Here is a 19,035-nt window from a genome sequence, read left to right as displayed (position 1 = left end):
CAGGTATAGAAACCATGTGCCGGAACTCCTGTGGGGTTCTGGCACATTTGTTTGGAAACCGAACGTTTCGCAGGCTATTTCCCACAGGCAAAGGTCTGCGGGTGTTGATTTATACCTGGTTATACCTAAAAGAAGGGGAGAGAGAACTGCAGTGACAACAAGAGATTGCTATATTTACGAAGCTATACCTATACCTATACCTATACCTATACCTATGCGTTTGCTCTATCCCTGTATACTATTCTTAAGTGGCCTCCTGCTGACAGCCTGTGCGCCGAGTTCCCGTCAAAGCACAGCTAGCCTTACACCGGAAGCTGCCCTCTCACAACTGCGCGTCATGAGCTACAACATCCGCCATGCGAATCCGCCCAGTAAGAAGGACGTGGTTGAGCTGGAGTCGATTGCGAACGTGATCAGAAAGGAGTCGGTTGATCTGGTGGCTTTGCAAGAGGTGGATGTAGGTATAGCGCGTTCAGGAAATGCCAACCAGGCGGAAGCGCTGGCACAGCTGCTTGGAATGCACTTTTACTTTGCGAAGGCCATTGATTTTGGGGGAGGGGAGTATGGGGTGGCCATCCTGTCGCGTTACCCGCTGACGGATACTCGGAAAGTACCCTTGCCAGAGGAAGCCGAACCGAATGCGGAGGACCGGGTGCTGGCACTGGCCACCGTGCAGCTGCCGGGGGGACAACGTGTCCGCTTTGGCAGCACCCACCTCGACGTGCTGAGCGGTGCCAACCGCCTGCAGCAGGTGCAGACCATCAACGCCATCGCCGGGTCTGAGCAACTGCCTTTTATCCTAGGCGGCGACCTCAACGACCTGCCGGACAGCCCCGCCATGGCCGCTCTCGACCAGGCGTTTCAGCGTACATGCCAGATTAATTGCGAACCTACCTTCCCGCAGGACAGGCCCGACCGCATCATCGATTACATCGTTTTTTCGCGTGCCTTTAATCTGAAAGTTCTGTCACAGTATGTGGTGCCAGAAAGCTACGCCTCCGACCACCGGCCAGTGGTGGCGGTGCTGGAACTCTTGCCTGGTACGGTTAATCGTTAGCCGCCAGCTGCTCAGCTTCCGTCGGCCAGCTTTCCATGGACAGGATCTTCTGTTTAAGGGCGTCGCTTACCTCGTCGGCAATCCGGTTAGGGGAGCGGTTGTAGCGGGTGTTGGCCAGCACCACAAAACTGTACTCGTCGTTGACCCGCGAGAGTACGGCTGTGGTTCCCGGGAGGGAGCCGTAGTGCGTCCAGGTGTCGCCTCCTAAATAAGTGGCCTGTAGCAGGTTGTCTCCGATCAGATCAGGTATGGCCGGGTTGCGGTCGATCAGGGCCATGAAGCGCATCAGGTCGCCCGTGCTCGACAGCCAGCCGCCGTGCGCGTCCATACGTGCCATGTTATACGAGTAGGGATTGTATTCGGGCTGGTAGTATTTCACCTCGTTATGCGCCTGCTGCTCTATGGAGTCTCCCGCCATGCGCATTCCGAAAACCTTCGCCGGGGTCAGTATCTCTTCCTGTATATAATCCGGATAGGGCTTGCCCGTCACTTTTTCGATTACCCGCCCAAGGATGCTGTACCCCAGGTTGGAGTAGACACTGGTGGAGCCCGGCTGATGCTCCAGCACCCGGTTCAGCAGTTGCTCTGCTATGATCTCCCGGGCAGTGGCGGCATTGCCGGCCAGCATCGGATCGCCACCGCTGTTGGTCAGCCCGGAGGTATGCGTGAGCAAATGGTAAACGGTGATGAGTGCCATGTTCGGGTCGGCAAACGGCTCCGGGAATTCCTCAGCAAGAATGCCCTCCGCTCCAAATACCTTGTCTGCCAGTGTCATTTTCCCCTCCTGGATCAGCTTCAGAATGCCGACGCTCGTAATGGGCTTGGATAGGCTGGCAATTCGGAACAGGCTCTGGTCGCTCACAAGCGCTTCTTTTTCCCGGTCAGCGTAGCCGTAGCTTCTGACAAAAACCGGCTCCCCGTTTCGGGTGATGGTGACCGCCAGACCCGGCACGTCGAAGCGGCGCATGATGTCGTCGAGTGTTTCGTCAAACTCCATGTAAGCGGATCCCGGAATAGCCTGCCGCTGCACGACGCTCCCGTCTGGGGTAGTTACATTGTAATAGATGCTGCGCTGGGCCGCAGTACTTCCGGAGTTACTACTAAAGTGGGAAGCAGTGGGTGAGCGGTATACCACACCGCCCGTCGTGGACGCTATGGCAGTCGTCTGTTGTGAGGATCTTTCTGATGCGAACCAGAAAGAGGACAAGCCTGCTTCTAATAATCTGGTCTGTGAATGAGTAGGTCTGATGACTCCTGCCTGGCATGCGACCATGCAAAGCAGAAGCAGGGCGACACACAACCTTCTGCACATACTGTAATTGGTAATAGGTACTAAAATCGTATGGATCTAGCGCAGTCCGGAAAATCAAATAATCGGGTCTGTGCCTTTTTCATAGTGCAGGTATAGGAGCGGTAGATTGGATGGCCAGTTAGCCATAATTCTTTCGCTAATTTAAATTATGTTTAATTCTGAAACAAAAGTAAGTTGAATTCGTAATTGCACATTTTTTATTCGGGCGAATCTTTTTAAGGTGTTTTGAAAGATCTCTTAAAAGGCATTTCGCAGCTTACGGAGATGCTTCGTGCTTAAGTACGCTATAGTCAGATGCAATACTATATTCTATTTCACTGATAAAAAACATCTTTTCCAGCGCAATTATAAAGGTTTTGTATGAAGAATATTGATGCTCATTGTTCGATGTTATATGCGAAGAAATAAAAGCCTTTTATAATATTCGGCTGGTATTAGTATAGGAAAAATTTAATAAGTAAAAACAGGAGTGATCAGAAATAATTTGTAAAAAGGTCAGAAAAACACAAAGGCCGCTCTTGCATGAAGAGCGGCCTTTGTAGATTAGGTCAGTCCTGATTACCAGGCGATGCCGTAGTCTTCCCCGTGGTTACTGGAGCCGCCCCAGAAGCTACCGTGCTTCCAGTCGAAGAAGACAGCGTTGATCGGTCCGCTGGTGCGGCCGCCGAAGCTCAGGGTATAGCCCATTTTCTTCAGCTCGTTGCGCACGGCCTCTGGTGTACTTTCGTTGAGGAGGATATGGCCAGGCTTAGGCTTACGGTCGTCGGTCTTGGTGCCGCCGAGCGAGAGCCAGAGCTGGTTGGTGTTGAAATTGGCCGCCTCAGCTGCCTGCTGCACGTTCATGCCAAACTCCACCACGTTGAGGAAAAACTGCAGCAGGTTCTGTTCCTGCGTATCGCCGCCCTGTACGGCAAAGGACAGGTATGGCTTGCCGTCTTTCAGCGCCATGGAAGGCGTGAGCGTCACGCGCGGACGTTTGCCCGGCTCCACCACGTTGAACGGATTAAGCTCTGCATCGAGCACGAAGCTCTGCATGCGCTGGCTCATACCTATACCTGTGTTGCCTGCAATAACGGCCGGCAGCCAGCCCCCGCTCGGAGTGATGGACACGACCCAGCCTTCTTTGTCAGCTGCCTCGATGGTGGTGGTGCCCCGCCACAGCCGGTCCTGATATTCAGCCTCTTCCTGAATTGAACCAGTGCGCTGGTCGTGGGTCGGCGCAAAGTTACGGCGCACTGTGTCGGGTTCGTAACCTCTCTTCTTCAGCATTTTCAGGTAAGGGTTCTTTCGGCCTTCAAAAGGGTAGGGGTCGCCCGGACCAATGGTGGGGTCGTTCTTGTCATAGCGGATCAGACTGGCACGCTGTTTCGCATATTCCTTGCTGAGCAGACCCTTCATCGGCTCCGCCGGCTTGAAGTAGGGGTCACCATAATAGAAGTCGCGGTCGGCAAAGGACAGGTTCATGGCTTGGTATAAGGTATGGATGTAGCGGGTACTATTGTAGCCCATGTCTTTCAGGTCGAAGTTCTCCAGGATGTTGAGTGCCTGCAGCATGGTCGGGCCCTGCGTCCACTGCTGCATCTTGTATACCTCCACGCCTTTGTAATTCACCATCATGGGCTCTTCCTCGATCGGCTTCCATTTCGCCAGGTCTTGCATTGTGATCAGGCCGCCCTGCTCTTTAGAGCCGCGCACAAACTCCTCGGCAATGTCGCCCTTGTAGAAACGATCGTAGGCAGCCATTATGGCCTCTTTGCGGCTTTTGCCTTGTTTGAGGGCTGCTCGCTCGGCCTCTACCAGTTTGGTGAGTGTCTGCAGCAGGTCTTTCTGCACGAAAATTTCTCCGGCGTACGGTGCCTCGCGTTCCTCACCCGGGTGCGTCAGGAACACCTTTTTACTGTAAGGCCACTGTTTGATCAGTTCCTTGTTCTTTTCCATGCTGTTGGCCGTCTGCGCCTCGATCGGATAGCCGGCCGCCAATTCCATGGCGGGGGCCAGCACCTCTTCTAGGCTCAGGGTGCCGTAATTGGCCAGCATGTGCATCAGTCCGCCCGCTGTCCCAGGTGTGGTGGCTGCCAAGGGGCCGTTCTCCGGCGGAAAGTTGTAGCCTTTGTCTTTGAAAAACTTGGCAGTAGCGCCGGTAGGAGCGACCCCCATCGCATTGAGGGCGATCACCTTTTTGGTTTTGGGGTTGTAGATAAGCGCCTGCGTCTCGCCACCCCAGCTCAGCACGTCCCACATGGTGCAGGTGGCGGCCAGCATGGTGCAGGCCGCATCCACGGCATTACCGCCTTTCTGGAAGGTTATGGCACCGGCAGTGGCCGCAAGCGGTTTGCCGGTAATGGCCATCCAGTTCTTGCCATGCAGCACCGGCTTCTGGGTCTGCTGCGCCGTTGCCGGGAAGAGGGGTAGGGCCAGGAGACAAAGGGATATGAGTCTTTTCATTTGTGAAGGTTTAGAAGATCAATTTAGCTAAAAACGGAGTGTCTCACAACTGCATTGGAATTAGAACGTTTACTGGCTTAAATCAGCTGATCTATACCTGTTTATCGTCAGCTTATACCTGCCTCTATGGAAGAGCCCCTAAAAAAAACAGCCTTAATTTTTTGATTGTAAGGATTATATCAGATATTAGCCCACAGAAATGAACAAAGCGCAAATCCATATCGCCTATTATAGCTATTATTTTACTTTATGTAAATAAGGGTGGCTATGCTATAGGTTGACAATCAGCTATAAATCAGAGGCCTCCCGATCGGAGGCTTTTTTTATGTGAATACATGACAACGAAACTGAACAACTACTTTACTTTTTACTATTACTACTTCTATCGCAGGAAGCAGGCGGGATTTCTATGGTAAAAGCAAGATGTTGATTTGCACTTACAAAGAGTCCCCTTCCGGCGGACTCTTTTTTTATTTAAAGCATTTTATAAGCACCAAAAAAAGCAGATGGTGAACATAGCAGACAGATACGGCGATGTGCAGGAGTATTACTTCTCGCAAAAGTTGCGGGAAGTCGCACAGCTCAACGCAGCCGGCAAAAACATTATTAACCTGGGGATAGGCAGTCCGGACCTACCGCCGCCGCAGCAGGCGGTGGAAGCGCTGTGCGCTGCCGCCAAACACGACCATGCACACGGTTACCAGGGTTACAAAGGAACATCAGCCCTCCGGCAGGCATTCAGTGACTGGTACGCCACTAACTATGCCGTTGCCCTGGACCCGGAAACAGAGGTGCTGCCCCTGATGGGCTCTAAGGAAGGTATCACCTATATTTCCAACGCTTACCTGAATGCCGGGGATGAGGTGTTGGTGCCCAACCCGGGCTATCCGGCCTACAGTGCTGCCACCAAAGCTGCCGGCGGAGTAGTGCGGCACTATGATCTGCGGGAAGCGATGGGTTGGCTGCCAGACCTGCAGGAACTACAGCAGCAGGACCTCAGCAAAGTAAAGCTCATGTGGGTGAACTACCCGCACATGCCCACAGGGGCTAAAGCAAGTAAAGCCGCCCTGTCGCAACTCGTCGACTTTTCCGAGCGCCACGACATACTACTCTGCCACGATAACCCCTACAGTTTCATCCTCAACGACAAGCCTGAAAGCATCCTGTCGGTCAAGGGTATCTCACCGCATGTGCTGGAGTTGAACTCGCTGAGCAAATCGCACAACATGGCCGGATGGCGGGTTGGTATGCTGGCCGGCCATCGGCAGCATATCGCCAATGTGCTGATCGCGAAAAGCAACGTCGATTCCGGTATGTTCCTGGGTATACAGCAAGCCGCCATCGAGGCGCTGAAACAACCACAGGCCTGGTTTGACAAACTGAATGCACAGTATGCCGAGCGACGGAAGCTGGTCTGGCAGTTAATGGATGTTCTGGATTGCAGGTATAGCACTGCGCAAGTAGGCCTGTTTGTATGGGGACGCGCACCGGAAGGAGTCAGGGTTGAGCAGCTGGTGGAGGAACTCCTCTACGAAGCAGGAGTCTTTATCACGCCCGGTTTCATTTTCGGAACGAATGGGCAGCGTTACATCCGGGTGTCGCTTTGTGCAGATACCGGGCAGCTGCTAACAGCATTGGAAAGAATAAAAGCATTTAAAAATACTAAAATAAAAACAACATGATCGTAGGCGTAGTAGGTATCGGACTGATTGGGGGCTCCATGGCTATGGACCTCCGGCAACGTGGTGTTGCCAGCAAAATAATCGGCACAGACAACAACCCGGAGCACATCCGGATCGCGAAAAGTGCCGGCATTATACAGCAAGAGGGCAGTTTGGAGGAGCTGGCAAGAAGCTGTGACGTAATCATCGTCGCGACGCCGGTGGATGTATCCCCGGGCATCGTGCTAACGCTATTGGATCAGGTAAAAGACGGCACTGTGGTATTGGACGTGGGATCTACGAAAGAGCAGATCTGCCAGGCCGTCGCGAAGCATCCGCGAAGCCGGCAATTTGTCGCCTGCCACCCGATTGCGGGTACCGAAAACACTGGTCCGGCAGCGGCGCATCACAAGCTCTTCGACCACAAAGTGAACATCATTTGCAATGCGGAGGACTCCGGTACGGCAGCTGTCCAAAAAGCGAAGGAAGTGTTTGACGCCCTGAAAATGGAAACGGTGCACATGGAGGCCCGCGAGCACGATCGTCACATTGCCTTTGTTTCGCACTTATCCCACATCACGTCCTTTGCCCTTGGCCTGACGGTGCTCAAGATCGAGAAAGACGAGAAGAGCATTTTCAACATGGCCGGCAGTGGTTTTGCCTCTACCGTGCGACTGGCCAAAAGCTCCCCGGACATGTGGGCACCCATCTTCAGTCAGAATGCTGGCCATGTATCTGCGGCACTCGATGCGTACATCGATCAGCTGCTGCTTTTCAAGGAAACGATCGACGAAGGACTGAGCTCCGAAACGTATGACATGATCTCGACAGCCAACCAGGTCAGCCGCATACTGGATGGCATCGAACTCAAGAACCGGCAGAAGCCTTTTGTAAGCCCGCACACAGGTGGCGAGGAACTGGAGATTGCCCCGATCAGCACCTGGCTACCGAATCTGCAGCGACCACTGGTGATCAGCGGTCCCTGCAGCGCCGAAACAGAGGAGCAGGTGATGGAAACCTGCCGGCAACTGGCAGCTACGGGAAAGGTGGATGTGCTTCGAGCCGGCATCTGGAAACCCCGTACACGTCCCAACAACTTCGAGGGCATTGGCACCATCGGGCTGGAGTGGCTGCGAAAAGCGAAGGAGGCCACCGGCATGAAGATAGCGGTGGAGGTGGCCAACAGGCACCATGTGGAGGAAGCCCTGAAGTATGGGGTGGACATTCTCTGGATCGGGGCCCGCACAACGGTCAACCCCTTTTCGGTGCAGGAAATTGCGGATGCTTTGCAAGGTATAGACGTGCCTTTTTTAGTCAAAAACCCGATCAACGCCGACTTGGAGCTGTGGATCGGGGCGCTGGAACGTTTGAGCGGGGCAGGCATCACCAAACTGGGTGCCATCCATCGTGGCTTTGCCAAGTATGGTGAGACAAAATTCCGCAATGCGCCGCAATGGCAATTGCCCATCGAGCTGAAAAGACGGATGCCCGACCTGCCCATGATCTGTGACCCGAGCCACATCTGCGGAAACCGGGAATTGCTGGCAGAAATTTCGCAGCAGGCGCTGGACCTGAACTATACCGGACTGATGCTGGAGAGCCACATTGACCCGGACAATGCCTGGAGCGACGCCAAACAGCAGGTGACGCCGGCGCGACTGGCGGAGATTATCGATGGGCTGGTGTTGCGAAACGGTTATGGCGGGAAAGCCGAGGTGGATGACACCTTGCAGGTGCTGCGCAGCCAGGTAGACCAGTTCGACAGTGAGCTGTTCACCCTGTTGTCGCAACGGATGCAGGTGGTGGAGAACATCGGCCGGTATAAAAAGGAAAACAAGCTGACCATTCTGCAGGCCTCCCGCTGGAATGAGGTGTTGGAGAAGTCCTTTGAGCGGGGAGGGAAACTGGGTCTGAGCCGGGATTTTATTCAAAAGTACCTCAAAGCCGTGCACCAGGAATCGATCAACCACCAAAGCGCCATTATGAATGCGCGCTAGGTAAGGTATAGGTATAGAAAAAGGGATTGATGCGAGTTGTCGCCGCTTCAATCCCTTTTCCAATCAGGACAGGCACTACTTGATCAAACCAACTCCCACTGTGGAATTAGTCTGCTCATCGATGAGGATGAACGAACCGTTTGCTCTGTTTTCTGCGAAGGCGTCATAGAAAAATTCCTTCGCTGTTTTCAGCTGCACATCGGCTATTTCGTTCAGGTTCAGCTCGGTGACTTGCGTGTTGTTGCCCAGCGTCACTACATCGATCAGATTGGAAAGCGAACTCACTTTCGCTTTGGCTGTGTTTACCCCATGTTGCAGCAGGTAGGTATTCCCGGCTCGTAGCGGCTTTTTATCCATCCAGCAAATCGTGGCTTCCAGTTGTCGGCTTTGCTGTGGCAACTGGCTCAGGGGCACGATCATGTCGCCCCGGCTGATGTCCACGTCGTCCTGCAGCAGTACGCTCACGGATTCTTTGGCCTGCGCCGCTTCTATCTCACGCCCAAATTTTTCAATGCGGGCGATGGTGGTTTCCTGTCCACTTGGCAACACGACCACCCGTTCGCCTTTACGCAGCAGGCCGCTGGCCACCTTGCCCGCGTAGGCTCTGTAGTCGTGAAACTCTTCGGACTTAGGCCGCACCACATACTGCACCGGGAAACGGCTCGGTTCTTCTGACAGGTGCTGCTCTAAAGGTATAGCCTCCAGCATGCTAAGCAGTGGTGCCTCGTTATACCAGGGCATATGTGCCGACTGACGCACCAGGTTTTCGCCGTAGAGCGATGACACAGGTATAAAGCTGATCTCCTGACCAGTGAAACGCACTTTTTCGGCAAAGGCCATGAAAGCGGCTTTTATTTCCTCAAATCTTGCTTGATCGTAGTCCACCAGGTCCATCTTGTTCACGCACACCACCACATTCGGTATGCGCAACAGACAGGAGATGTAAAAGTGCCGGAACGTCTGCTCCACTACACCGTTGCGGGCATCCACCAGGATCATCGAGACATTGGCATTGGAGGCGCCCGTCACCATGTTACGGGTATACTCAAAGTGCCCCGGTGTATCGGCGATTATGAATTTTCGCTTTGGGGTAGAGAAGTAGATGTGCGCCACATCGATCGTGATACCCTGCTCGCGCTCTGCTATCAATCCGTCGGTGAGCAAAGACAGGTCCACGTAGTCGAGGCCTTTCTTTTTGCTGCTCGCCATGATGGCTTCCAGCTTATCGGTGGTAATCGAATTGGTTTCGAAAAGCAGTCGGCCGATCAGTGTGCTTTTCCCGTCGTCCACACTTCCTGCGGTTGCTATTTTTAGAACGTCCATACCTTAAAAATATCCTGCTTGTTTTCTTTTTTCCATGGCTGCCTCGGAGCGCTTGTCGTCTATGCGGGCACCTCTTTCGGATACAGTGGCACTTAGGATTTCTGCAATGATGTCTTCGATTGCAACGGCCGTAGACTCTACTGCCGCGGTACAGGTCATATCGCCCACGGTCCGGAAGCGAACCATGCGGGTGCTCACGGGCTCGTCCTCCGAAACCATCATGAAGCTGGAGTAGGGGAGGATCTGTCCGTCGCGCTCAAAGGTCTCGCGCTCGTGCGAGTAGTAGATGCTGGGTATAGCCAGCTGTTCTTCCCGGATGTAATTCCATACATCCAGCTCCGTCCAGTTGCTGATCGGGAACACGCGCACATTCTCGCCCATGTTGATTCTGCCGTTCAGCATGTCAAAGAGCTCCGGGCGCTGCTTCTTGGCGTCCCACTGGCCAAAGTCGTTTCTGACAGAGAAGATCCGTTCTTTGGCGCGGGCTTTCTCTTCGTCCCGGCGGGCGCCGCCAATGCAGGCGTCGAAACCGAACTCTTCGATGGCATCCAGCAGCGTGACGGTTTGCAGCACGTTCCGGCTGGCGTATTTTCCGGTCTCTTCCGTTACCTTCTGCTGGTCGATGCTGTCCTGCACGTAGCGCACGATCAGCTCCAGGCCAAGTTCTTCCACCAGTTCGTCGCGGAAGCGGATGGTCTCCTCGAAATTGTGCCCCGTATCGACGTGGAGTAGGGAGAAGGGAATTCTGGCTGGGTAGAAGGCTTTCTGAGCCAGCCTTACCAGCGTGATAGAGTCTTTTCCGCCGGAGAACAGCAGGACTGGTTTCTCAAACTGGGCGGCCACCTCCCGCAGGATATACATAGCCTCGTCTTCCAGTTCTCTGGGAAATGCCGTGTTGTGAGTAGCCATATTAATTATTTTGGTTGAAATAATTTGCATGAAGCCCGCACTCTTTCTGGGTTTGTTCCCACCACCACCTGCCGGCGCGTGGTTCCTCGCCCGGTTGTATGGCCCGTGTACAGGGGGCACAGCCGATGCTGACAAATCCCTGGTCGTGCAGCTTGTTATAAGGCACCTGGTGCTCCTGCAGGTAGGCGAGCATCTCGTCGAAAGACCAGTTGATGATCGGGTTGAATTTGATGACCTGGAAAACCTCGTCCCATTCCAGCAGGTTGAAGCTGCTCCGGTTAGCACTCTGGCCGGAACGCAGCCCGGTCACCCAGATGTCTACTCCTTGCAGCGCGCGCGTCAGAGGAAGCACCTTGCGGACGTGGCAGCAGGCTTTCCGGCTCTCCACGGAATCGTAAAAGCCGTTGATGCCGTCGCGGCTAACATAGGCTTCCACCTCATTGGCCTGCGGGAAGAAAGGTTCTATTTTGCTTTGATACAGTCGCTCGGTTTCGCTCCAGAGGGCGTAGGTTTCCTGGAACAGCCGCCCGGTGTCGAGCGAAAAGATCCTGATCGGAAGCTTTTCGGAGAAGATGGCGTGTGTGATAACCTGGTCTTCCTGGCCTAGCGCCGTCGAGAAAGCGATGCTTCCGGGAAATCGGTTAGCCATTCGGGCCAGCGCTTCGGAGAACGACAAGTCCGCCAGCTCCTCAAGCAGGGACGGAATTTGGTCTTTCAAGTTCATGGGCGTGGGTTTTTGCGGTGAATCTTTCCCAGATTCGTTCGTGCACGTAATAGAGCAGTATTTTGCTGAAGACCTCAATCGAACCGATGGAAAAAGCCATTTTCAGCTCTCCGGTGATGAAGTAAGAGATGACAATGGTATCCAGAGTACCCAGGATGCGCCAGGAAAATGCCTTGGCGACGCTCTTGAACTTACTGTCCTTCTTAGGTCCTCGCTTCCTATTGAAAGCTTTTCGGAGATATTGGTCTATTAGCATAGCGCTGCTTTGAGTGCCAAATCTACATAAAACCTACAAACTAAGTAGGGTATTGCGGTAAAAAAAACTAAAATTCTCTATTTTTAATATTTAAGAACCTGTTTATCAGTTGCTTTTGTAATTAGATCGGAGAGGGTTTTATTTTCGACAACGGCTAGGGTTTGATCTCGCACCTGGCACATGATGAGGTGCATGTTGCACGTAGCTTCGTCAGCACAGTCAGCGCATTTCTCATAATAGTTCAGGCTCACGCAGGGAAGCCAGGCAATAGGTCCGTTCAGCAGGCGAATGACTTTAGCCAGTGTAATTTCCTCTGGCTTTTTGATGAGGTAATAGCCACCGCCTTTGCCTTTTTTGCTGCCCAGTATACCTGCTTTCTTCAATTCGAGCAGGATGTTTTCGAGAAATTTATGCGAGATATTCTTACTGGAGGCGATTTCCTGAATAAGCACAGCACCCTTATCCTGGCTTTCGGCCAGGTAGGTGAGGGCATGAAACGCATACTTTGTCTTTTTCGATAGCATGTACCGTATTATTTATAATAACCGGAGAAATCCGAAGGTATGGATCCGGTTGCGATACAAAACTAAGAAGTATTTCAACAAGGTACAGTCTAAGGAAGCGATAAAGTAAAAGACAGTGACAAACTGTATTTCGGTTTCACCACTTTAACCTATACCTGTCGTTAAGTACTAGCACAACTCAATTCTCAGTTCCCGTAACAGGTATAGTAATGTTTGGATTTCAGGATATACCGAAGTTTTTCCTGGCCTTCTTTGTAGTGCTTCCGGTCATTTCCTTTCTGCACGAGGGAGGGCATGTGTTTTTCGCCTGGCTAATGGGCGGCAAAAACATCAAAGTAACGGTGGGCACCGGCGATGTGCTTTTTCGCCTGGGCATGCTGGAAGTACGGCAGTACTACTTCTGGTACGGCCACTGTTCTTTTGATAACCTGAAGCGAAAACAGCGCCTAGCCCACATCTTAATCTTTTCGGGTGGAATGTTGTTCAACGCTCTATCAGCCCTGGCGGTAATGTACCTGGTAGAAAAAGGTACCGTAGAGGCGGGTATGCTCACCTACCAGTTTACCTACTTCTCCATGTATTATATCTTTTTTGCGCTGCTGCCCATGCCTTACCCGGACGGCAGCTACAGCGACGGGAAATACATCCTCGACCTGATCCGAAACCGTCCCAAAGCTGAATATATCTACCGCATAAAGTGGAATAAAGAAAATGAGCAGTGGCAAGTGCTGGATAACAAAAACGTAGTGGAAACCTTTCATGACGAGGATAAAGCACTTGCCCGGGCGCACGAATTAGCGGAAAGCCATCGTCCGAGCCGACTGCTTCACACGAAGAACGGCGAAGAGGTGGAGGTTTTTAATTATCCCAAGGTGCCGTTATAAATCATAGCCAATCATACTTCATGCTATACCTGCTATTTTCGGATTGCCCCTTCGGCGTATACCAACCACAGCGGTACGTCAATGTCTGAGTTATATACTTCGGTAGGCACGCTGCCTAGGTTTAGCATAGGCAGTGGGTTGTTGCCTCTCAGGCCCAGCACCAACAGGTCGTGGCGGCCTTTCTCCAGGTGCAGGGCAATGCGCTCGGCTATACTTTTGTTTGCCGCGCGCACCAACGTGTACGGCACGACGGCTATTTCAGGGTGCCGCTTCTGCAGGTCAGCGAATTTTACTTTTACTACTTCCACTGCTTTCCGGACAGCCTCCTCTTCCGATATGAGTGGGAAAAACTGCGTCGGCAGCCGATATACGTGCATGATCTCCAGCTCTAGCCCCAACTGGTCCGAAAGGTCTTTGCTGAGCCGGAGTGCGTGCAGCGAAGTATCCGAAAAGTCAATTGGCACGAGCACTTTACGGATGTTGAAGCCGGCTGTTTCGGGGAAGACCAGTACGCTGCAGGGAAGTATGCGCAACAGTTTTGTGCCCAAAGCGCCGGTGCCTCTGTCGCTCATTTTCTTACCAAGCAGTGTCAGCTTAATGCCATAGCGCTTCACCAGGTCAGCTAGTATAACCTCGCTGTTAGGTTCCTCGCTTACCAGTATTTCGTGGTCGGTGATGTTTCCAAATTGCTCGGCTACAATGTCAGTGATGTTGCCTTCTACCTCCTTGCTAAGGTCCAGGTCCCCGATCATCTCCCGGAAGTCATCGGCCAGCTCATAGAGCCTGATGTTGTGCACAAAGTATACTTTCCGCACCTGCAGGCGCTCGCAGAGGGAGCGGGAAAAGGCAACGAGTTTCTCGTCTACGTCGCTCAGGTCGAGGCAGACCATCATGGCATCTATCGTGATCATAGCGTATCGGGGTTTGGTGATACTGGATTATCTTGTTTGCTTTCTACTGTTTTCACAGCTTGTTTCTGGGCACGCCTGGCCAGCATCTCGGCTACCAGTTGCTGGTACGCCTTGCGTTGTTGGGCCTTGCCGAGTCGTGTTTCCTCGTCGGCTTCTTCGCTCAGGCCCCGGTATAGGCTGATGCACATCAATAAAAGTATTATGGCAAAGGGCAAGCCCGTGATGATAACCGCTGTTTGAAGCGCCTGCAAGCCGCCGCCGATTAGAAGCACGGCCGCAATCGCACCACCGGCCAATGCCCAAAAGACGCGTATGCCCACCGAAGGGTTAAGCTTGCCGCCGGATGTCAGGCTCACCACCACGAGCGAACCGGAGTCGGCGGAGGTGACAAAGAAGCCGGCTACAAGTATAACGCCGATCACTGAAAGTATGGTGGAGAAAGGCAGCTGTTCAAAAAACACGAACAAGGCAGTTGACATGTCGGATGCCACGGCTTCGGCTATGGTGGGATCGCCGGCCAGGGTTTCGCGAAGAGCAGTGCTACCGAAGGCCGTCATCCACAGGAAGCAGAGCAGGGAGGGGGCGATGAGCACACCCAGTATAAACTCCTTTATCGTTCGTCCTTTGGAAACCCGTGCGATAAAGATGCCCACAAAAGGAGCCCAGGAGATCCACCAGGCCCAGTAAAACACCGTCCAGGAACCTTGCCAGTTCCGGGTCGAATAGGCTTCGTTCCAGAAGGAGAGCTGCATGAAGTTGCCGATGTAGGAACCGGTGTTCTGCACGTAGGACCCGAGTATAAAAACAGTGGGACCCAGCACCATGACGGCCACCAGAATAAACAGCGCCACACGGATGTTCCACTCGCTCAGGATACGCACGCCTTTGTCCACCCCGGTTACGACAGAAATGGTAGCCACACCCGTGATCACTACGATAAGGATGATCTGGGTGGTGATATCGTTCACTATGGCAGGAAACACGTGGTTCAGGCCGGCTGCCACCTGTTGCACACCCAGCCCCAGCGAAGTGGCCAGGCCAAAAAGCGTCGCGATTACGGCCAGGATATCGATCACGTGCCCCACCATGCCATGGATGCGCTCGCCCAGAAACGGATAGAAGGCCGAACGCACGGTGAGCGGTAACTGTCGATTATAAGTAAAGTAGGCCAGCGCCAGTGCTACCAGCGCATAAATGGCCCAGGCATGCAGCCCCCAGTGCAGGAACGTGAAGTTCATAGCCTGCCGGGCGGCGGCGGGTGTGCCGGGCTCCCCGAGCGGAGGGGTCTGGAAGTGGTTGATCGGCTCTGCAATGCTCCAGAACAGCAAGCCAATGCCCATGCCGGCGCTAAAAAGCATGGCAAACCAGGCCGAGGTCGTGAACTCCGGCTTCGCATCCTTGCCACCCAGTCGTATTTTACCAAACCGGCTGAAGGCCATGTACAGGCAGTACGCTACAAAGATGTTGACGCTGAGGATGAACAGCCAGCCCATGCTGGAGGTAATGGCTACCTGGGTGGCGCTGAAAAACTCCTCTGCATCCTTCCTGAAAATAAGAACCAAGGCTATCGTTAGCACCAGGAATACGATGGACGACCAGAACACAGGGCCGTTTACATCCAGGCCGAACGATTTCTTTGTATCACTTTTTACTTTACTCATACATCCTGTCTCCTAAGGTTAGAAATAGTACCCCATGTTGATGTTAAAACGCATGTGCCATTTGGTGTTGCCGGGTGTGCCAGCGGCAAGGGCGTTCGTCCACTCCGGGCCCAGCCAGGGATGATTGTAGCCGAAGGCTGCGTCGGTGTAGATATACATAGGGCCCGCGGTAATAAGCGCGCCAAGTACGTTTGTATGGGCATTTTCGTAACCGCTGATACGCTTGTTGTAAAAGCCGTAGTTGTTGTAAACATCTATACTTTGTACGAGGCGGGTTTGTAAAGGAATATGGTAGGCGATGCCGGCCGTATAAATTTCTCCTTTGTTGGCCACGTTATAGTTGGCTCCGTAAGCGCCCATTTCCACGAAGTCCAGATTGGCTCCGGCAGCATACTTTGGATTGAAGTGGTAGAGCATGGCCTGCAGCTTGATGTTCCAGGGGCTGTGTTCTGCTTTATACTCGTAGTGGACTGCCCCAGCGTAGCGGGTGCCATTACGTTCAGTGTCCAGGTTGTAGAGCAGGCCGCCCTGTAGCGAAACTCCCAGTTCATGGGCCAGGCTGTCGCCCAGGCGCCGTATTACCTTAATGTCGAGTTGGTTGTTTTCCTTGTTTCGGCCCGTCACATCATAGGAATAGCGGTTGGGGCTGGGGTCTGTCAAGGCAAAGACAAACTCCTCTGCGCTTTTGTAGTAAGCTGCCTGCCACTGCCAACGGCCGGAGTCACGGATATACTTGACGCCCATGTCGTGGTCATCTTCAAAGCCAACATAGTAGGTGATGTTGAAGAACCAGTTGTTGGAGTTATACTGCTGAATGCCAAAAGGCACCTGGTTCAGGCCAACCTGTAGCTGGGATTGCTCAGAAAAGTCGTATTGGAACCAGGCTTGTTTTAGAAAGGAACCACCAAAGGCCTGGGAGTAGTGACGAAATTCGGCGTTTAGTTTGATTTCTTTATATTCGGCTTCGGCGTTGATGCGGAACATATCAAACCCGAAATCGCCGCCGCGTTCCAGCTGGTCCTGCTTCCAGGTAGAGAGGTTATAGTTAAAGCGCACTGCACCGCCCAGCTTCAGGTATGGCTTCTCCTCAGGCTTCTCTTCCGGGTATTGTGCCCGGCAAATCGCACTGATTAGGAGAAGAGTTGAGAGTAAAAATATTCTCACCATAAATCAAGGGACTACTAGAAACTTTAGGTATCCCTTCTATTTAGACGGTCTCAGGGCAGAAATGTTGCTCAGATTGAGGCAAGGCTGACAAGTGCAGCTATTCAGCCTGGCATTTGTATTATGTATGAAACAAAAAAGCTGCCTGATATAAACCAGGCAGCTTTTAAGCAATGAATATACGGCTTAACTATTTTCCGGGGATAATGTCGATTATAACGGTACGGTTATAAAAGCGCTCTTCCGGAAATTTATTGTTGAATGGGGCAAGGGATTGATCTTCGCCAAACCCCTGTACTTCAAAAGTCACATCTTTTCTGCCTGCTTTCGCCAGGCTGGCTTCGATGATTCTTTTCACATCATTGGCTCTTGCTAATGACAGGTTCCTGTTATTGGTTTCATCACCGATGATGTCTGTATAACCATGGATGATGACCTTGCCGCCCTGGGGTATTTTGGGCGTCACGATCTCGGTCAGGTATTTCTCATAGGTGCTGATCGCCTTGGAGTCGTTGAACTCATACAGCACACTGTAGCGCTGTCCTTCTTCGTCTTTTGCCGGGGTCCAGAGTACCATGTTCACAGTAGTTTCCATCTTCTCAATGGTGCCATCTTCTTTCGTACCAAGCATGGTGACCAGGTAAGTGCCTTTCGGTCGGTCTCCTAAAATGGATTTGCCGGGCATGCTGACACTTTCCTGCATAAACGGTCCGAAACTCTGGACTGTACCTTTGTCGTCTGTCAGGTTCATAGACCAGGAGGTATAGGCCTTGTCTGAGCCAACTGTGTTAAAAGTAACATAGCTGTCAAGCGGTGCTTCCTGTATTGCCGTGATTTCCACTGGTTTCAGGGCAGCTTCCGGGCCACTCTGGAACTCCATCAGCAAAGCCGGTGCGTTGCTTTCAATAGACACCCGACGGTCGCCTTCACGGAGCAGTTCCAGTTCTTTGGTACCACCCGGTTGTTCAGAAGGCAGTTTAGGTTTGTCACGTCCTTCTATGCTGATGCGTGAAGCTTCAATACCGAATGTGGTCACCAGGTAACTCTTTACCGTTTCAGCCATTACTTTACTTTCCTGCGGGCCATTTACGGACGAGCCAACCAAGGTAATCGTGGCTGCCGGATTCTTATCCATACGGTCACCGAGAATGTTGAGTACATTGTAGTAAACCGTCATTTCGCGTTCCGAGCGGCCAGAAAGTGTTTTTGGCGTGAACACTTCCAGTTGATCTTCTTTGAAATCTTTTACCTGGTTTTTCTCTAGCAACACATAACGATCCGGAATGGTAGTGGAGCCCTGGTTAAAGAACACATAGTTACGAAGCGGGAAGGTTTCTCTTACTCTTCGGTCTGCCGTGATGTTGGTAGGGGAGTTAACCGAGAACTGCACATCGTTTACAGCTGTAGCCGTGTTCGATTTTCCACGTCCGAACTTTATGGAAGCGCCTACACGCAAGGTGTTGACTGTCCAGGTTTCGATGGTACGTGGTGACTGGCCAAAGTATGGTTGGTACGTCACGAAAGGAGAAAGTATGAACTGGTTGCGATTATCCTGTGAGTTAAGCGGAATGTCGTATCCAGCACCAATCTGCATGGAGAGCAGTGTCTTTTTTACATCACTCAGGTCACCATTAACAACAGGGTTCTTTTCCTGATCCGGGTAAGCCGGGTTGATCCCTAGTTCGTACCTAAACTCTTTTTTTACATTGAAAGCCAGTCTCGGGCCACCCATCAGATAGAAACCAGCTGCTTTAAATGGGGCGAAGCGCAGGCTTGGCTCGACAGTGATGTAGCTGAGCTTGGTGCTTAGGTCTATGGGGCAATCACAAGGCGTAATCTGTTGGTCGAATGTACCTCTGCGGCTATCGTAACCTGTTTGCAGCATAATCCCCCACCTGGATTCCGGACGACGGTATTCTATCAGTGGAGATGCGAACAAACCTACGCCATTTCCATTATGGAATGCTACTGGCGGCGTTAATTGTGCGTTCAGCTTTTGCGTGGAACCGTTGTAGAAGTTAAAGTTTGCACCGGCTGCTGCACCGATCCACCAGGATGGTTTTGTGAACGGAGCATCCTGTGCCTGTACTGGCGCCTGTATCCCAGTGAAGATAATGGTGCTGAGGACTAAACTTTTGAGCGCAAGCTTAGGGGCAGACCACGCTTTGCGCGATCCGGTATTATTATTTTTGATGATCATTTTCGTG

General features: G+C 52.4%; 16 protein-coding genes. 5 read left to right on the top strand and 11 right to left on the bottom strand.

Annotated features, from left to right (window positions below):
• Window positions 1–165 precede the first annotated feature (165 nt).
• Together IEV97_RS20135 and IEV97_RS09475 are read left to right on the top strand one after the other, a co-directional pair.
• Window positions 166–300 (top strand): hypothetical protein, encoded by a 135-nt coding sequence (locus IEV97_RS20135; RefSeq protein ID WP_262890289.1) that lies wholly within the window; start codon window positions 166–168, stop codon window positions 298–300.
• Window positions 301–337: 37 nt separating this feature from the next.
• Window positions 338–1,057: an endonuclease/exonuclease/phosphatase family protein gene (locus tag IEV97_RS09475; protein WP_188501272.1), complete on the top strand. Its 720-nt coding sequence runs from the start codon at window positions 338–340 to the stop codon at window positions 1,055–1,057.
• Here IEV97_RS09475 and IEV97_RS09470 read toward each other — a convergent pair.
• Complete coding sequence (locus tag IEV97_RS09470; protein WP_188501271.1) at window positions 1,047–2,264, bottom strand: serine hydrolase domain-containing protein; 1,218 nt, start codon at window positions 2,262–2,264, stop codon at window positions 1,047–1,049. The two genes, IEV97_RS09475 and IEV97_RS09470, sit on opposite strands and share 11 nt — an antisense overlap.
• A gap of 663 nt (window positions 2,265–2,927) precedes the next feature.
• A complete protein-coding gene (locus IEV97_RS09465) occupies window positions 2,928–4,814 on the bottom strand; it encodes a gamma-glutamyltransferase family protein (RefSeq protein ID WP_188501270.1) in 1,887 nt (628 codons plus the stop codon).
• Window positions 4,815–5,320: 506 nt separating this feature from the next.
• Here IEV97_RS09465 and IEV97_RS09460 point away from each other — a divergent pair.
• Together IEV97_RS09460 and IEV97_RS20170 are read left to right on the top strand one after the other, a co-directional pair.
• Complete coding sequence (locus IEV97_RS09460; RefSeq protein WP_188501269.1) at window positions 5,321–6,496, top strand: pyridoxal phosphate-dependent aminotransferase; 1,176 nt, start codon at window positions 5,321–5,323, stop codon at window positions 6,494–6,496.
• On the top strand, window positions 6,493–8,472 hold the full coding sequence (locus IEV97_RS20170) for a prephenate dehydrogenase (RefSeq protein ID WP_188501268.1): 1,980 nt from the start codon (window positions 6,493–6,495) through the stop codon (window positions 8,470–8,472). The genes IEV97_RS09460 and IEV97_RS20170 overlap by 4 nt, the downstream gene beginning before the upstream one ends.
• A gap of 75 nt (window positions 8,473–8,547) precedes the next feature.
• Here the strand turns inward: IEV97_RS20170 and IEV97_RS09450 are convergent, their stop codons facing one another.
• The 5 genes from IEV97_RS09450 to IEV97_RS09430 all read right to left on the bottom strand — a co-directional run bounded on the left by IEV97_RS09450 (window position 8,548) and on the right by IEV97_RS09430 (window position 12,208).
• Window positions 8,548–9,795, bottom strand: coding sequence for a sulfate adenylyltransferase subunit 1 (locus tag IEV97_RS09450; RefSeq protein ID WP_188501267.1), 1,248 nt, complete (start codon window positions 9,793–9,795; stop codon window positions 8,548–8,550).
• Window positions 9,796–9,798: 3 nt separating this feature from the next.
• On the bottom strand, window positions 9,799–10,704 hold the full coding sequence (cysD, locus tag IEV97_RS09445) for a sulfate adenylyltransferase subunit CysD (RefSeq protein ID WP_188501266.1): 906 nt from the start codon (window positions 10,702–10,704) through the stop codon (window positions 9,799–9,801).
• A 1-nt stretch (window position 10,705) separates the two neighbouring features.
• Complete coding sequence (locus IEV97_RS09440) at window positions 10,706–11,428, bottom strand: phosphoadenylyl-sulfate reductase (RefSeq protein WP_188501265.1); 723 nt, start codon at window positions 11,426–11,428, stop codon at window positions 10,706–10,708.
• Window positions 11,394–11,684, bottom strand: coding sequence for a DUF2061 domain-containing protein (locus IEV97_RS09435; protein ID WP_188501264.1), 291 nt, complete (start codon window positions 11,682–11,684; stop codon window positions 11,394–11,396). The genes IEV97_RS09440 and IEV97_RS09435 overlap by 35 nt, the downstream gene beginning before the upstream one ends.
• Window positions 11,685–11,767: 83 nt before the next feature.
• Complete coding sequence (locus IEV97_RS09430) at window positions 11,768–12,208, bottom strand: RrF2 family transcriptional regulator (protein WP_188501263.1); 441 nt, start codon at window positions 12,206–12,208, stop codon at window positions 11,768–11,770.
• Window positions 12,209–12,417: 209 nt separating this feature from the next.
• On the opposite strand from IEV97_RS09430, the gene IEV97_RS09425 reads away from it, so the two are divergent.
• Window positions 12,418–13,092, top strand: a complete 675-nt coding sequence (locus IEV97_RS09425) for a zinc metalloprotease (RefSeq protein WP_188501262.1) — start codon at window positions 12,418–12,420, stop codon at window positions 13,090–13,092.
• 32 nt (window positions 13,093–13,124) lie between these two features.
• Here IEV97_RS09425 and IEV97_RS09420 read toward each other — a convergent pair whose 3' ends face one another.
• The 4 genes from IEV97_RS09420 to IEV97_RS09405 form a co-directional block, all read right to left on the bottom strand.
• Window positions 13,125–14,003: a universal stress protein gene (locus tag IEV97_RS09420; protein WP_188501261.1), complete on the bottom strand. Its 879-nt coding sequence runs from the start codon at window positions 14,001–14,003 to the stop codon at window positions 13,125–13,127.
• Complete coding sequence (locus IEV97_RS09415) at window positions 14,000–15,664, bottom strand: BCCT family transporter (protein ID WP_188501260.1); 1,665 nt, start codon at window positions 15,662–15,664, stop codon at window positions 14,000–14,002. The genes IEV97_RS09420 and IEV97_RS09415 overlap by 4 nt, the downstream gene beginning before the upstream one ends.
• An 18-nt stretch (window positions 15,665–15,682) precedes the next feature.
• On the bottom strand, window positions 15,683–16,831 hold the full coding sequence (locus tag IEV97_RS09410; RefSeq protein WP_188501259.1) for a putative porin: 1,149 nt from the start codon (window positions 16,829–16,831) through the stop codon (window positions 15,683–15,685).
• A 187-nt stretch (window positions 16,832–17,018) separates the two neighbouring features.
• Entirely contained in the window at window positions 17,019–19,028 is a 2,010-nt protein-coding gene (locus IEV97_RS09405) for an OmpA family protein (RefSeq protein ID WP_188501258.1), read from the bottom strand.
• Window positions 19,029–19,035: the final 7 nt, after the last annotated feature.

The organism is Pontibacter amylolyticus (genome assembly GCF_014638845.1).
Classification (GTDB): Bacteria; Bacteroidota; Bacteroidia; order Cytophagales; family Hymenobacteraceae; genus Pontibacter; species Pontibacter amylolyticus.
This window is presented reverse-complemented; position numbering and strand designations above follow the sequence as displayed.